The 15669-nt window shown below is 59.0% G+C and carries 17 protein-coding genes; 13 read left to right on the plus strand and 4 right to left on the minus strand.

What is annotated here, in order from left to right:
- Positions 1 to 23 precede the first annotated feature (23 nt).
- From IB238_RS24915 to IB238_RS05690, 9 genes are read left to right on the plus strand one after another with little or no spacing between them, the layout of a single operon-like run.
- Positions 24 to 146: a hypothetical protein gene (locus IB238_RS24915; RefSeq protein WP_281414431.1), complete on the plus strand. Its 123-nt coding sequence runs from the start codon at positions 24 to 26 to the stop codon at positions 144 to 146.
- Positions 147 to 2081: a phage tail length tape measure family protein gene (locus tag IB238_RS05655; protein WP_192244333.1), complete on the plus strand. Its 1935-nt coding sequence runs from the start codon at positions 147 to 149 to the stop codon at positions 2079 to 2081.
- Positions 2078 to 2821, plus strand: a complete 744-nt coding sequence (locus tag IB238_RS05660) for a hypothetical protein (RefSeq protein WP_192244334.1) — start codon at positions 2078 to 2080, stop codon at positions 2819 to 2821. The genes IB238_RS05655 and IB238_RS05660 overlap by 4 nt, the downstream gene beginning before the upstream one ends.
- Positions 2821 to 3393, plus strand: coding sequence for a hypothetical protein (locus IB238_RS05665; protein ID WP_192244336.1), 573 nt, complete (start codon positions 2821 to 2823; stop codon positions 3391 to 3393). Before IB238_RS05660 ends, IB238_RS05665 begins: the two co-directional genes overlap by 1 nt.
- The gene (locus IB238_RS05670) at positions 3393 to 3788 is read left to right on the plus strand and encodes a hypothetical protein (RefSeq protein ID WP_192244338.1); all 396 of its coding nucleotides are present in this window, start codon (positions 3393 to 3395) and stop codon (positions 3786 to 3788) included. The genes IB238_RS05665 and IB238_RS05670 overlap by 1 nt, the downstream gene beginning before the upstream one ends.
- Positions 3789 to 5810 (plus strand): hypothetical protein, encoded by a 2022-nt coding sequence (locus tag IB238_RS05675; RefSeq protein WP_192244340.1) that lies wholly within the window; start codon positions 3789 to 3791, stop codon positions 5808 to 5810.
- A 10-nt stretch (positions 5811 to 5820) separates the two neighbouring features.
- Entirely contained in the window at positions 5821 to 6621 is an 801-nt protein-coding gene (locus tag IB238_RS05680) for a hypothetical protein (RefSeq protein WP_192244342.1), read from the plus strand.
- 15 nt (positions 6622 to 6636) lie between these two features.
- A complete protein-coding gene (locus IB238_RS05685) occupies positions 6637 to 6984 on the plus strand; it encodes a hypothetical protein (protein WP_192244344.1) in 348 nt (115 codons plus the stop codon).
- A gap of 2 nt (positions 6985 to 6986) precedes the next feature.
- Positions 6987 to 9200, plus strand: coding sequence for a hypothetical protein (locus IB238_RS05690; protein ID WP_192244345.1), 2214 nt, complete (start codon positions 6987 to 6989; stop codon positions 9198 to 9200).
- On the opposite strand, the gene IB238_RS05695 is transcribed toward IB238_RS05690, so the two are convergent.
- Positions 9187 to 10026 carry an acyltransferase gene (locus tag IB238_RS05695; RefSeq protein WP_192244347.1) on the minus strand — a complete coding sequence of 280 codons (840 nt, stop codon included), beginning with the start codon at positions 10024 to 10026 and terminating at the stop codon, positions 9187 to 9189. The two genes, IB238_RS05690 and IB238_RS05695, sit on opposite strands and share 14 nt — an antisense overlap.
- A gap of 180 nt (positions 10027 to 10206) precedes the next feature.
- On the opposite strand from IB238_RS05695, the gene IB238_RS05700 reads away from it, so the two are divergent.
- From IB238_RS05700 to IB238_RS05710, 3 genes are all read left to right on the plus strand, one after another.
- Complete coding sequence (locus IB238_RS05700) at positions 10207 to 11010, plus strand: hypothetical protein (protein ID WP_192244349.1); 804 nt, start codon at positions 10207 to 10209, stop codon at positions 11008 to 11010.
- Entirely contained in the window at positions 11010 to 11270 is a 261-nt protein-coding gene (locus tag IB238_RS05705; protein ID WP_192244351.1) for a hypothetical protein, read from the plus strand. Before IB238_RS05700 ends, IB238_RS05705 begins: the two co-directional genes overlap by 1 nt.
- Positions 11271 to 11422: 152 nt before the next feature.
- A complete protein-coding gene (locus tag IB238_RS05710) occupies positions 11423 to 11743 on the plus strand; it encodes a phage holin family protein (protein WP_192244353.1) in 321 nt (106 codons plus the stop codon).
- 3 nt (positions 11744 to 11746) lie between these two features.
- Here the strand turns inward: IB238_RS05710 and IB238_RS05715 are convergent, their stop codons facing one another.
- Positions 11747 to 12049, minus strand: coding sequence for a hypothetical protein (locus IB238_RS05715; RefSeq protein WP_192244355.1), 303 nt, complete (start codon positions 12047 to 12049; stop codon positions 11747 to 11749).
- Between the two features lie 1017 nt (positions 12050 to 13066).
- A complete protein-coding gene (locus IB238_RS05720) occupies positions 13067 to 13417 on the minus strand; it encodes a hypothetical protein (protein WP_192244357.1) in 351 nt (116 codons plus the stop codon).
- A gap of 44 nt (positions 13418 to 13461) precedes the next feature.
- On the opposite strand from IB238_RS05720, the gene ligD reads away from it, so the two are divergent.
- Positions 13462 to 14418, plus strand: coding sequence for a non-homologous end-joining DNA ligase (gene ligD / locus IB238_RS05725; protein WP_246723485.1), 957 nt, complete (start codon positions 13462 to 13464; stop codon positions 14416 to 14418).
- Between the two features lie 287 nt (positions 14419 to 14705).
- Here the strand turns inward: ligD and IB238_RS05735 are convergent, their stop codons facing one another.
- A complete protein-coding gene (locus tag IB238_RS05735) occupies positions 14706 to 15545 on the minus strand; it encodes a hypothetical protein (RefSeq protein WP_192244359.1) in 840 nt (279 codons plus the stop codon).
- Positions 15546 to 15669 lie beyond the last annotated feature (124 nt).

Raw genomic sequence — 15669 nt, forward strand, 5'->3', positions numbered from 1 at the left:
TCACGCCGCGCGACATTGACGACATGACGCCGTGGGAGTTCGCCCACTGTGTCGAAGGCTGGAAAGAGGCGAACAGCGCCGAGGAAAAGGCGCCGCCGCCAATGGATGACGACAAGCTGGCCGAACTCGGCATCGTGGGGTTCTAAATGGCGACTGCAGACGATCAGGCCAGGTTGCTCGTCTCGATCGAGGCGAACCAGCGCAGCTTTGCCAAGCAGATGCAGGCAGTGGCAAAGCAGTCTGCTGATGCGGCGAAGTACGTCGAGGGCAACTTCAAGAAAGCGAACGACAACGTTGCCAACAGCTTTCAGCGTGGAAGCCGGCAGGCGACCGCCTCGATGCGTCAGTCTTCGGCGGCTGTCTCAAACCTGTCATTTCAATTGAACGACATCGCGATGGGACTTGCCTCTGGCACGTCTCCATTCACGATCATGGTCCAACAGGGAAGCCAGGTGTCGCAGGCTCTTGGCGCTGCCGGTGGTGGCCTGACTGGCGCGGTCAAGGCGCTTGGCGGGGCTTTTGCGTCGATGGTCAGCCCTGTCTCGCTGGCATCCTTCGCACTCATCGGCCTGACGGGCTATGCTGTCCAGTATTTCACGACGGTTCAGGAAGACACCGCCAACACCGATAAGCTGCTGCAGGAGCACGCAAACCTCATCAAGTCCTTCGATGAGGCTTACGGCATCGCGGCGGAAGGGGCGCGGAAATACACGGAGGCGGCGCGTCAGATATCGCTTCTCAAACTCCAGGACGAGTTCGGGTCGCTTCAGGCTGCCGCGCGTGCTGCTGCCGACGCGATCAAGAACGATATCCTGAGCATCCCAGCCGATGAGTTCGGCGGAGCGACCAAGATCATCGCCGACTTCGATGCAGCCCTGCGATTACTCGAGCAGGACCAGCCGGACTTTTCGCAATTTTCCATCCAGATGGCAGAAATTGCGAACAGCACCGGGGCGCCGGCCAATATCCGCGAGCTCGCAACGCAGTTCCGGTTGGCGGCTCAGGAATCCATCGGTCTTGAGGACGCCATCTCAGGGGCGAGCGAGCGCCTGAACACGGTCTATCTCAGCGCCGAAGACGCGAAAGTCGCATTCGAGGCGCTGACGTCCGCGGTGATCGGGTTTGGCTCGACAGGGGCGGAAGTCATCAGCGGTGTGGCTGGAGCGATTCAGACCCATCTTATCCCCGCAGCGGCCAATGCCGTGCGGGCGCTCGGAACGCTGGTCAAGAACTACAACAGCCTTCAGTCACAGATCGGCCAGACGCCGCTCGGGCAGCTTTCACCGATCTATTCCGGTGGCGGTCAGTTCCTGAACGAAGCCGAATGGCTCGACATGCGCGCCGACGAGACGCAGTCGCATTATCAACTCAACCTGCCGAAAACTGGCGGTGGCGGGCGAGGCGGTGCGGACCGTGCGGCAGCGGAAGAGAAGAAGAGGCTTGCTGCTGCCGCGAGAGAAGCGGCTGCGGCGCAGAAGGAATTGAACCAGCAAACGAAGGAATTCCAGTCGTTCGGGCAAAGCCTCGTCGGCGGGTTCATCAACGACCTTCGCAAAGGCGCGTCGGCAGCCGATGCCATGCGCGGCGCGCTGGACAAAGTTCTCGATAAGGTCATCGAGATCTCGCTGCAGAACATCTTTTCCGGCTTCGGCGGGCTTGGCGGCATGGGCGGCGGGCTGCTCGGCGGGATGCTTATCCCTGGCATCCTGCATAAGGGCGGCGTTGCCGGCTCGGACGGCTACGGCCACGGCCGTGCAGTCTCGCCATCCGTATTTGCCGGCGCCAAGCGCTACCACAGTGGCGGCGTTGCCGGCCTGCAGCCGGGTGAAGTTCCGGCGATCCTGCAGCGCGGCGAGGTTGTCTTGCCCCGCGGCACGAAGGCAGGCGGTGGCAGCCGTGATGAAGTGACCATTCACCTGCAGGATGACAGCGGCCGCATGGCGGCCATAGCCGACCAGCGCATCCAGACGCAGAGCGGGACGATTGTGAACGTGGCCGTCGGACGCGCCACCAAAGCCGCGCCGGCCGCTGTCGGGCGACACCAAGTGATGAAGGCAGGCGGGGATTATCGTAACTCATGACGCAAATCGTGACGTGGCCCTACTGCCTACTGTCTCCGCAGCAGCCTTCGGTCAACCTTACGCCCTACTCGCGATCGGGTGGGCGATCGCTCGGTGGCGTCGAGCCGACAATCAGGACTGACCTCGGTTTCTGGCGGATCGACTACGCCAATATCCCAATGCGGGTGAAGAACCGCGCTCAGTGGCAATGGTGGTCAGCCATCCGCTCTACACTGGCCGGCAAGGCGGGCCTTGTTGCCGTTCGGGCACCATCGACATTGATGGCACCGTATGCGTCAGGGGAATTCGAGAGTGACGCCATCGTGCCGGACGCGAGCGGTGTTATCTTCCAGGAAGGTCCGCCGCTTCAGCCGGAGTTGCTCCCGTACCGGAAGTCTCCCGTCTCAATCGTGGCGCATGCTTCAGCAGCGATCGGGGCGACGTCGATCAAGATCCGCGTGATCACGGGTGGCGAGAACCTCTACGGAATCCGCTTCTCCTACCAGCACGCCCTGTATGAAACTGGAATCGGGGATGCTCCGGTCGGCAACGTGTGGGATCTTCCCATCACGCCGTCGATACGAGCTCCGATCCCAAGCGGGGCGGCGCTTGAGGTGACGCAGCCGACGTGCCTTTGCCACCTAGCGGATGATAACGGGATGGACATCGACATTCCGAGAGTGAGCAAGGTGACGATGGCCAGCGTCAGTTTCGTCGAAGCTGTCGACTATTGGAACGCGCTTGCGGCTGGGGGTGCCTGATGGCCCTGAAGTCGCTACGCATCCTTTGTCAGGTTGATCTGCCATCCAAGACACTGCGCTGGTATGACGGCTCCGGCGGGCCGTTCGTCGCGCAGGACGGGAACATCTATCGCTCGTGCAGCCTCACCGAGGACGCGTTGAATGACATTGAGATGGCGATCAACGCCGAGGCGTTCACGCTATCGCTCGTTATCTCCGGAATTGATGTCGCCACGTCAAACGCGATTTGGACTGACTACCAAGCTGGAACGATCAAGGGCTCGCGCTTCCGGTTGATGATCCAGAAGTGCGACGAGTTCGACCAGCCCATCGGTGTCCCGGCGGTCAAGTTCACTGGGCGCGTCGACAACCTGATGTTTTCCGACACGGCGAGCGAAGATCAAATCCGGTCGACGATTACGGTCGAAGTGGCAAACCGCTTTATGCTGCGGAAGCAGGAGAACGGCGGCGTCCTATCTGACGTGAATCAGCGAGCACGGTCGGCGGCCCTAAACGTGGGCGCGGCGGCGGACAAGTTTGCCGAGCGCATCGTCCTCTACCTCAATAAGAAAATCCGCTGGCCGCGCTGGTAATGGAAACGACACTCGCGGACTTCTTCCGTGCCTATGGCGACAAGTCGTGGGCGGCGGCAACCGTCAATTGCCTGATGTTTCCGGCGGCATGGGGGATCTGGCTTGGCCATCGAGACCCAATCGAAAAGTGGCGCGGTGTTGTTCGTGACGAGGAGCATATGCGCGCCATCGTCACGGAAACAGGCGGCTGCGTTCCCCTGGTGGGGGAAGCTGCGGCACTCATTGGTGGCCGGCGCGTGTCTCACCCCGCGTGCGGCGATGTTGGCGTGATCGGCTCGGCAACACGTATCGACCGGCAGTTCGGCGCGATCTTTGATGGCAGACGCTGGCAGGTCCGTTTCATCGACCGCATTAGCCCGATGATGGCGCAGCCTCTGGCGATCTGGAGAATTTGAATGCCCGGACTTGAAACGCTGGCGCTGATGATCTCATCGCTGGGCACCACCGTCTTTGCCGCCAATACGCTTTATCTCGGCACCTATGCACTCGCGGTTGGCGGTCTCACCTTTGCATCTCGCTTGCTCGTCCAAAAGCCAGACGTGCCAAAGCCGGAAGATGGCTCGTACAATCTGAAGCAGAACGTTCCGTCGCTCGCATATGTTCTCGGCTGGACGAAGAAGGGCGGGGATTATGTCTTCCTCGAGGAGAAGGAAGGGGACACCTACCACATCATCGTGCAGGCTGCGCATCGCATCGATGGCTACATTCAGCACTACCTCCATGATGAGAAGATTACGCTTGGCGTCGATGGTGTCATCACGGCTCCTGGACACTTCGACAACAACGTCGTCATCAAGGAGCGCAAGGGGCTGAACGCCGAAACGGCCTACTCCGAAGTCGTCTCGGCGTTCCCGACGATCTGGACGAACAGCCACCGCGGCGACGGCCTGGCATCGGTCTTCATGAATGTACTCGGCACCAGCCAAAAGAGCTTCATGAAGATGTTCCCGAACAACATGCCAGAGCTTTCCTCTGTCATTGCTGGCGCGCGCCTCTATGACCCGCGCAGCGGCAGTACAGCGTTCTCGCGTAACTTGGCGCTGATGCGGTTTTGGCACCTGACGCATCCCGTCGGCGGCAAGCTGGCTCAATCGGACATGTACCTGCCTGAGTGGCAGAACGCGGCGACCGTATGCGATCAGAATGTGACCAACCGCGCAGGAGTCACTGAAAAGCGCTATCACGGCGGTTTCTGGTTTCGTGCGAACAACGACCCGGTTGACGTTGGTCGGATCATGGACCAGGCGGCCGAGCTCGTTGTCTACGAGCGGCCGGATGGGCTGGTTGGCGTTCATGCCGGCGAGTACGTCGCTCCCGACATCACGCTCACGGCCAACGACATCGTCAGTGTCACGCTGGACGCAAATACACGCGACACCTCGAACGTGCTTGCCGTGCGCGGCCGCTATACCCGCCTTGACCTCGATTACAACCAGTCGGACGCGGCGATTTATGGCGACCCTTACGTCGACGGCGACGACACCGAGCGCACGAAGACGATCGACAACCAGGCGATCCAGTCGCACAACCATGTGCAGCGGCTACAGAAGATCGCCTTTACCCGAGCCAACGCACCGCGCGTGTCGATTGTGGCGCACTATGAGCCGGCCGAGAATGTGCCATACCGGCGCTTTGTTCGGGTTAACCACCCGCCGAAACTGCCGAACGTCATCGTCGAAATCACCGAGACGCCAAACCTGTCTCTGCGTGACCTGACCATTTCGTTTTCTGGCATTATCGTTCCGGCTAACCTCTATGCCTTCAACGCCGCAACGGAGGAGGGTATTCCCGGCAACGACGTCGTTCCGCTGGAAAGCGGCGGCGTCCCGATGCCAACCAGCTTCGACGTCGTGATCAAAACGGACACGGTTTCTGGAATGAAAGTGCCTTACGCCTACGCCACGTGGGCGCATACCAGTGACAAGCTAAACTACGAACTGGAATGGCAGCTAACCGATCTCAGTGAACCGCCCCGGTCAGTAATGTCTGAAGACGGCGATGACAGCGTTCGGTCGGCCTCCCTCAACGACGGCAAAGCCTACCAGTTTCGCCTGCGAGCATGGGGCGGCGGTACGTATTCGGAATGGACGACGTATGTGCTGCGCACAGCAGTTGCCGACCCGACTGCTCCAGGTGTTGTGACCAACGTCACGAAGACTGGTGGAGCAGGGCAGGTGACCGTCGGATGGCGATCACCCAACAGCGCCAATTACGCTGGCGCGCAGATCTACTGGAACACCGCCAACAACTTCTCGACCGCCACTCTGGCGACGACGGAGTACGGTTCCCCAAATTTGAACGACAGCAAGGTTGTCACCGGCATCTCGGCCGGGACGCGCTATGGCTGGGTCGTTGCGATCAACCGATCTGGCGTTCAGGCGGCGCCTGTCGCGACCGGCTCATTCACCGTCACATAAGGATTGAACAATGGCGATTGCGCACATCGGCGTGAACGACGTCAATTCCATCAACAAGATCAATCAGGCGATCGACGAGGCGAATCTGGTCGATGGGAAGGCAGAAAAGACAGCGCTGGATGCAGAGATTTTGGCACGACAACTGGCCGACGGACAACTCCAGGGGCAGATTGCCACAAAAGCCAGCAGAGCAGCGTTAGCGACGGTTGATGCGTCAGTGCGACCCGGCGATGCGATCAGCTTCTTTTCCGCATCTATCGACGGCGAACCAGCGGTGGTGCCGCCTCTTGCGGAGAGTGTAGCCGTTGCTTCGCCCTCTGGCAAAGTTGCCAAGATCGATGGGGCTGGAAACGTCGCCCCGATCAATGTTTGGCGCATCGAGCCGGGGCATGTCTATCGCGTCCGCTTCGTCGTGCAGCGAGCAGTCGATACAGAGGACCCATCAAACGACGCCGTGCGCCTTGGTGTGCGCTGGCTGACGGCTGACAAGACTGGGGCAGGGACAACCGAGCTTGCCAACCTGCTCGACATCACGGTCTCGGACGGGCGGCTCGAGTACATGTTCACACTGGCGACGGCCGATGCCTCGGATATCGACGCCGTGTCTCCGGCAGGCGCGGTCTACTTCCGCCCGTTCGTTCGCACGTTTGGGTCCGGCGTCACGCATGTCGAAGTGATCCAAGTCGTAGACGCGACCGACGCAATGGTCTGGTCGCCTGACGTTGAACTCCTGCATCGCGAGGTTGCTGGCCTCAATGCACGCCTGAACGACGCGCTGGACCGCATCCAGACCCTCGAAAACGAAACTTAACCCAAGGACATCACCATGGCGACCTTCACGGTTGCCGCCGGCACAGACTGGATCGACACGATCGTGTTCGGTTCCGTCAACGATCGCTGGCGGCTGGACGACTACGACATCTGGCTCCACCTGAAAAAGACTGGGGATGCCTCGGTGCTGCTCGACCTGAACGCGGACAACGGCAAATTGGTCATTGCCGATGCGCCTGGCCGCCGACTGGAGGTCAACGTCGGCTGGTCGGAGATCGAGGCCATCGAACCCGGCCCGTTCACCTTCGACATCCTGTTCGAAAACAAGACGACGCAGGTCCGCTCTCGCAGCGGCCCGCACACGCTTTCCATCACCCCTGGCATCACCTTCCCGGAGCCCTGATCATGGCACGAGCACTTTCCAATCCTGTCTATCTGGCCTCTCCCGAGAAGGGCGTTGACGGCCGCACGACGCTTGCCAAGGCTCGCGCGCCGCTGATCACAGATGGACGCATCGGTGATTTCTTCATCGATACCGTAGCCAAGAAGCTATACGGCCCGAAGAATGCCGCCGGTTGGCCCGACAACGGCCTGATCAAGGGCGACAAGGGCTGGGCACCGGTCTTTGGCGTTGTCGATGACGGTGTCCGCCGTGTGCAACGTGTCGTGGACTGGCAGGGCGGTGAAGGCACTAAGCCGGCGACCGGCAAATACGTCGGCGCAACCGGACTTGTTGACGCCGTTGCCGACGCTGCCGACATCCGAGGCCCGGAAGGGCCGGAAATGGTGATTGATGGCCTTACAGCGGCGGCAACGGACATTTCGGACGCCACGCAGCTGCCGGTTGCCGATGCGGGCGACGACAATGAGAAGCGCACAGTCGTCGAGGTCTTCGATCTTGGCGGGACACTCGATCGCAAGTCCGTTGCGCACGCACAGGCTACCAATGTGCGTAAGGCGATCGGCACCATTAATGTCGGCGGAATGCTTTATAAGCGCACACTCAGCGAGCCTGCAGTGGCAGCCTCCAGCAAGTTCCGCTCACTCGATCGATGGGAATCTGACGGCAACAGCGATTCAGTCAACGGCGGCTGGTGGGTCCTGGTCGAGGATGTCGGGGAGGCGCGGGTTGCAGATGAAGCCATAACCGCGCGGAAGCTAGAGCGGAATGTCGCCCGCACCAGTCGCGATGTCTGGCGTCGAACTCCTGTTGCAGATGGGCCGCTTGTATTCGCTGATTACTCTACAGCGCTTGCATTTACGGGTGGGGCGTACATCTATCCGCAGGGGTTCGATTTTGACGGCGACGGAAACATTTACATAAACTATGCGAGCAATGCCGGGTCTCCCACCCACACGGTTATTGTCGTTTTCGACGGCAATTTTCATTATCTCAGGCATTTCTACCGCCCATCTCCGCAAAGCGAGAGCATTGCCATTACGGGGAAAGCCTCCGACAACACACTGAAGCTATACGCCGCCGAGTCCGCCAACCTTGTCGAATACAATCTGGGGGCGCTTCCAGCGAACGGATCGACACTCTCTGCGGGGACGGTGAAGATTACCGGCGGCTGCGGTTCATTGTTCAGCAGGGCAGAGGATCGCTGGATTATCCAGCAGCTCACTGTAGACTTGGGGAGCGAGGCGTCGCGCACCGCTTGGAATATGTACGATCCCAACTTCGCCTTCATCAGCCGCTTTTTCGTCGCAAAGAATGTCGTCGGCTGGCAAACCTCGGGAAACGCTAATTACCCCTACGTACCCAAAACGCAGGGGGTGTCTTATCGTGACGGCAAGGTGTATTTTTCGGTAGGCGGCAGCTACATCCCCGTGAGCGAGCCTTCCGGGCCGCAAAGGGCGGCGGATTATGGCGTGATCGAATGTAGCCCTGACGGCAGTGTCACCGGTTACGGCGTGTGCCGCGCAGACCTCTTTCTAGCCAGGGTCGCCGCTCTCGGCTATTCCATTGAAAGGACCGAAAACGAAGGGCTCGCGGTTGGCCCGGATGGCGAGATGTATAGTCTTCTCATCACCAAACGGCCAGCCAGTGCGGACGCAAACACCACGGGCCTGCTCCTTTTTAAGGAAATGGACATCGCAGGCGAATGGTGGGACGATATTTCGACCCCGTATAAGCCTGCGAAGCTGTCTAGGTATTCCGGCCAAATTTGGCCTCGTTCAGCAGACGGCACGATGCGCAATCCCGTTTCGGATGCGACGATCACGACTATGGATGCCCTCCTCGATCTGATGCTTGATATGCAGCTGCCGGACGCGGCCTATTTTACTGCGGTCCATGCACTCACTCCGGTGACGGGCCTACCGACTATTGCTGGCGAGAATTTCAGGGTGGATTTGTTCAATCTGAATAACACCACGATCCACTGCCGGCTCATCAGTACGACAAACCGCTTCCAGCACTGGTACAGTCTTTCGAAATCGGGAACGTGGTCCGCGACCGCGCTGCGGGTATTCGGTGACGCTCTTTACCTGACGGACGGTGTGGCCGCTCCAGCTACGCGTGCAGGGGCTGCGGCTATCTATGTTGATACCGCAGACGGAGACTTAAAGGTGAAATTTGGCGATGGAACCGTGAAAACGATTGTCACGGATACATAATTTCAGCGATCGCCATAACCTCGTCGGCAAGTAAGTAGGCCGCTATCAACGCCGCCATTGCCGCCGCTGTGCGGTAGCGGCGTATCCAGCCGAAAAGTACGTTTGATGGTTTGCCGACTGGCGGCGGCTCTTCGGCTGTGGTGCTTGGAGCGTCGCCCCAAACAGGCTTCGGCAGTTCTGAACTGTGAGCATAGGCATAAGGGGCAGTCATCCCAAGGTGGGTCCTGTCCCATACTATTTCTTCGCGGATAACCGAAGCCGGCGTGCCGGCAGCCAAGCAGTGCGGCGGGATTGCTGAATTCACGAATGAATTACGACCGATCATGCAGCCGTCGCCTATATCCGCCCCCTTCCAGACGGCAGTTTGTGCGGCAAGCCAGACGTGGTTTCCGATCGTTACCGACTTGCTCTTGTTGAGCCGCGCGCCAGTTCGCCTGTCAAAGATAGGGTGTGCATCGTCCGTCCGAATCTCATTGTTCGTCGCAAACATGCAGTCGTCACCGATCGTGACAGTTTGGCCTTCAAACGCCGAAATGTAGCAATTGAGAGTGACGACCAGGCGCTTTCCAATGTGGACGCAACCGCCATGGCTTGCACGGATAACCCCGCGGTAAATGGAGTGATCGCCAATGCTAACTTTGCTGTTGCTGCTGTCGAAGAGAATGCGGGTGTTTGTCAGATTCGCTCGTTGGCCTATATGCAGTTCATTGTTTGAGCCTGCAAACGATACTTCGAACCTATCTGCGAAGGCCGGGACGCCGATGATCCTGTTGCCTTTGTCGTCCGAGTAACCGGCGATTTCGCCGTCTTTTACGATCCGCGCCATCTCAACTCTCAGTAGCCCGAAGTGATATCCCACATAGCGGGTAACCTGGTGCCTAGTGTCAACCCCACTCCTGGCTGATAGGCGGTCAGTATCCACGAGCCGGTGTTAGGTCTTCGACGCGCTGCGAGCGTTCGCGCCCGCACGTCTGGCTGACCACAAACACGATCAAAGGAAATTCCAATGGATAGAACCGTTCCCCCGGGAGCGGCGCTTCTGCTCGCGTTCGTCTACGAGACCGAAACGAGCATGAAGGCGCCGGAATGCTACGACGTTATCTACGGCCACAACCAGGGCAAGTTGCCCAAGCCGCTCACGTCCATGACCTATGGCGAAGTCGTCGACGCGCAGAAGGGCTGGACAAAGCAGTTCGGGTCGAGTGCTGCCGGCGCTCCGCAGTTCATGCGCGCCACACTGATTGATCTCGCCAAGGCGAATCTGTCGCTCAAGGGCACGGACCTTTTCACGGCCGATTTGCAGGATCGTCTTGCCTACAAACTGCTGGTGCGGCGTGGTTATGCCCTTTTCATGGCCGGGAAGATCAGCCGCACCGAGTTCGGCAAACGCCTGGCGCAGGAGTGGGCATCGTTGCCGGTGCTGGCGTCCACGAAGGGCGCTCATCGTAATGTGCCGCGCGGGTCGTCCTTCTACATGGGGGACAAACTCAACAAGGCGCTGGTGTCTCCTGAGAAGGTGGAATCTATCCTTGATCGGGTGAAGGCGGCGGGGATGTCCGTTGATGCAGGCGAGCCGGTAGAGGAGCGTCAGGCGCCAACAGCAACGCGGCCAAAGCCGGTAGCAAAATCCGGACGGTTCTGGACCTGGTTCTTTTCCGGGACCGGCATGGGCGCGATGATCCTTGAGAAGCTCAACATCGTCGCGCTCGATTGGCGCGTTCAGATGCTCATCTTCGGTTCGATTATCGCCTTTGCGTTCTACGCCATTGCGACGATGCCAGCCGTTCGCCACGCGCTCGGGATCAAGTGATGTTCTCCCGCCTCACGTTGGCCGCTGGCGCTGTTCTGGGCGCATCCGCAGCCGCTGCAACCTTCACGGCGCTGAACGTGCTGCTGTGGCTTCCTGCCGCCAGAGACGAGGGCGGGGACCTTGAACGGGCAGACACCCTGAAGCGCTCAATCGAAATCATTCAGCAGAGGAGCCGCACCAATGCGGAAGTCAACGCTCTTGATGCTCGCGGCATTTGCACCGCTCTCGGTGGCGAGTGGGTGCAAGACCACTGCGAGTGACGTGACCGGGACGGGATTCGAGACGCTGACGCCATCGGCTGCAACGCGTTCGTACATCGTCGCCAACGATCTTCCGTTCGCTCGCCAGATCGCATCCCATAACCGAACCTGCCAGCAGATGGCCGGTTGCGCGAAATAGTAGAGGCCAATCCATGCCCGACAAATACAACTCGCTCGTCGGCCTGCTCGATGCATGGTTCGGCGGTGCCTTCACCACCCTGATTGGCGCATTTATCGGCCGCATCATGTGGCATGCGCAGGAGGTCAAGAAGGCACGCCGGAAGTTCCTCGGGCGCGAACTGATCTGGGAGCTGCCGATCGCTGTCGGCATGGCTTTGATCGGCGAGGGGTTGGCGTCCTGGTTCCAGTTTGGCCAGCCTGTTTCAACAGGGCTTGTCGCAGCACTTGCCTATCTGGGACCGCGCGGCGCAGAGGTTCTGTTTATGAAATGGTTCGGGGCGAAAGTGGGGTAGTTGTTACGACATTCGGTCAAGTTGGCAGGCCGCTGAGTTCTCTTGCGGACTTTGGTCAGTGTTTGAGATCGGCGACACGTCCGCTTTCCCACCCATTTCTGAGATCGTCGCTTCGTAGCGATCGAGATAAGCATCAATCTCCGTCAGCGTGGCATCATAGTACAAGCCAAGGACAACGGCGTCGGTGGCGCAGTGAAGGAGCCTGTATCTGACAATTGAGCCATGTCGGCGGGCAAGTATCTCGAATCCTATTCGATTGGCGCGCGCAACGACAAAATGAGCAATCACACGGTGCTTGCTGCTCATGGGCCACCCCGCGCGGGCCGGCGAGGGCCTTTGCCGGATCCACCGCACTCGTCATATACGCCCATCGTGTCATTGAGGCGATAGTAATCGCGCACGGTTCGAGCGATTTATCACCACCACCCGTCCAGTTGCCCGGTATTGATGACCATCGACGCGATCGCAGCAACCGCGCCGGCTATGACGAAGAAATAGAGCACGAAATTCCGGATCATGCTGCAACCTTTGTGATGGCGCCCGGCAACAACACGAAGCGCTGCCGGGCTACTTGCTGTCTCATACGCAAGCAATTCGCATTTCCGCGAACAATGATAATTTAGCCCTGTCTTATTTACGCTTTGTTACGCCTACGCGCGGTGCAGAAGTGCTGTTCATGCGGGGGTTCGGGGCGAAGGTCGGGTGAGGTGCACGCCCAAGAAAGAGCCCGGCGTGTGCGGTACGCCGGGCAAGTACAGTTGGGGTAGTGGCGTAGGGAGGCGCCACAACCAAATAATACGCGATACCCGCAATCACGGCGATAGCTAGATGTGGCTACCCACTTGTTGGGGTGGGCTAGTCTTGAGGAGCCAAGGGTGAAAGCCGCGTTGTCGAGTGGTGCCGGCAGCGCCTGATCACCACCACCCGACCAGTTGCCCGGTACATAACGTTCTGGCAAAACGTCTGGAAGATTTTTGTCAGATCTCACCCAATTGGGTGATTGCCAGTGTGAAGAATCAAGCGCTGATACCCATCCCATGTCGCGAGGCAATTACTGTGTCATGCTCGCGCGCCGTCCGGGAGGAGATCATGGGCTTAGGGCGCACTGACTACATTTCGCAAATGCTGACGGAAATCATAAGGCTTGCTCGAGAGGAGGGCGATGGGGCGGCCCTGCTTCTGTACCTGCTCTCCATGGCATTGATCGAGGCCGAAGCCTTAGCGGCTACCAAGCGCCAAAGAGTTGCCCGACGCGCATCACCATGCCGGCAACCGTCGTGATGCCTACCGCGACGATGAGGGCGTAAAGCCAGCGCGGGTCTTTCATTGCCTGCCTTCCCGTCTCGCCTTCATGAATCGCTCGTGCTCAAGGATGGCTTCTACATCCTCCGGCGTCATCCCGAATAGGGTTCCTGCCATCGCGGCATCGTAGGCGTCCTCACAAGCCTTAGCGGCAAGACGGGCGGTGTCTTCCGATCCATGCCAGCCGGCGAGCCTCCCAAAATCCCTGACACCATCCAGGCAGACAAGATTCCAGTCCCATTTGCTCGGGTTGTTCGACGGGTTCAGCAGTCGGCCGAATTTGCGAGCGCCATCCCACCCGGCGAACAGGCGTTCCTCGTCGCGGTCCTTGATCCATTGGTGGCGGGGGCGGGGGCCTTCTTCATCAGTCATTTTGCTTCCTTGGAGCGAAACGGCGTGTGGCGCAATAATGTGCCATGGAGAAGCCGTCCATCAAGCCGGATCCAATGCCCGACCGCATCGAGCCTTGCCTTGCGCAGCTCGTGGCAAATCCGCCCGTTGGCCCGCAATGGGCCTTCGAAGTGAAGTGGGACGGCTATCGGCTCGTCATTTACAAGGAGCCTGCAGGCCTGCGCATCATGACGCGAGGCGGGCACGACTGGACCGAACGATTCCCCACCATCGCAAAAACAGCCAAGCAACTGCCGGCAGAAACGGCCATCTTGGATGGTGAGGCAGTCGCGCTCGACGCGCAAGGTCGATCCGACTTCGGTGCTCTTCAGCATGCCCTCGGTGGACGAGGCGGCAAACGACGGGCGCACGAGGTCATCTTCTATGCCTTTGATCTGCTCTACCTGGATGGGCACGACATGCGGGGTATGCCGTTGTCCGATCGCCGGCGGGCGCTGGCGCCGCTGATCGATGAAGCAGAGCCGACGATCCGGTTTTCAGAGGAGATCGAGACCGATGGCGAGAGCTTCCTGAAAGCGGCCTGCGCAATGGGGCTGGAAGGTATCATTGCCAAGGACCGGACGTGTCCGTACCGATCGGGGCGCCGTGGCGGATGGGTCAAGATCAAATGCACGCAGCGCGAAGGGTTTGTGATCATCGGCTACGAGCCATCCCGCGTCGGCTATGGCGGAATAGGTCGGCTACTCCTGGCGGCGCACAATGGCGATGGCCTGGTCTATGTCGGCGGGGTCGGGACGGGCTTCACCGAACGGACAGCAACGCTTTTGCGGGAGGCCCTCGATCAGATCCGGACAGAGACGCCGGCCGCCGATGTCGGTCGGCGCAAGGGTGTATTCGTCGCGCCGAAGCTGGTAGCCGAAATCGAGTTTCGCGGGTGGACGCAGGACGGAAAGTTGCGACATTCGTCGTTCAAGGGCTTGCGCGATCCGGAGGGCGATGGTGCGGTCTATGTGATCGGTTGAAACGCTGATGGGTTTTACAGCGGCCGATTAAGCCATTGATGTCGTTTGGGCTGAGTGGAGCCTGTTTTACAGCCAAGCCGTTGACGATCAAGGAAGGTCGCGAGCTTCCCAAGCTGAACGTATGCCGCAAATTACTCGGAGCAGGGGCGTTTCGGGCGGCAACTGCATTACTGTTTGCGTTCAGTGAGCGACCATCGAACCCTTCGAATGTTAATCTTACACGTTGGTGCGTGGCCGCCTCAGCGGACGCTGCGCATGCATGGCGAGGGGACGTGCCAGATGACGGTCTAGAAGACTTTCTTCATCAAGTCGGGGCGCGGTGGAAACCGTACGTTTATGCGGTCTGCCAGCGTCATCTTCGGTTCGAAAACATAGCGGAACTCTTGCTGTTCCTTAAAATAGGGCGGCTTGTGAAACGGTCCATAATGGACGGGCGCCTGCCTATTGATTTCAGTGGGCTTCTTCGTGTACTTTACTGATGAACCTGTATACCGACTGAAGAATTGCCTTACTGGTTGATTGTCTATCGTTCCTTCCTTGTAGATATGTTCTATCAATGCAGAAGGTCTCGGTAACACGATGCAGGCATCGTAGCGGTATCCGTCAGGCGCGTTAACGCACATTGCGGTTCGCGCTGACTTAAATGGTCCTTCCGAAAAGCAGAGGGCATACACTTCAGGCTGCTGTGTCATGAATTGCAGGCCGGTAATCCTAGCATCTGTCGTTCCCGGAGGAACGATAAACATTCCTGTTTTCTCAAGCCGGTCCGCAAGAACTTTACCTTCGCCCCAATCGCGATGGAAGATGTGAACGTCTTGGGCGTTGAATTTTGAGCAGTTCTCCTCTCGATCTGTTATCCATTCGGGCCCCTCTAAGGTGCGGAAATACGACAGTGAAGAAAGTTTGATCGAACCGTCAAACCAATAATGTACATCGGCCTTGTCCAGGAATTTGTACAGTGTTTGGGATGGCATTGTTGGCCTTAGTTCTCGGACGAAGGTGCGTGAGCTAGCGAGATGGCGGGAATAAAGCAAATCGCGGCTAGGTTGTCGAGAAGCCGTAACGCGCTTGTCGCTTGTCCATGATCCGTCGTAGAAACGTGGTGGGACAATCGGCTTGTAAAACATAAGAAAATCAAAGGCCCATTATTTGTCCCACTTTTTCGCAAATGGCTGAAATTGAATGCTTTCCAGTAGCCCTCCGGGTCCACCACCGCGCGGCGCGGCTAGGGCCTGTCGTAAAGGGGCGACA

The organism is Rhizobium sp. ARZ01 (assembly GCF_014851675.1).
Classification (GTDB): Bacteria; Pseudomonadota; Alphaproteobacteria; order Rhizobiales; family Rhizobiaceae; genus Mycoplana.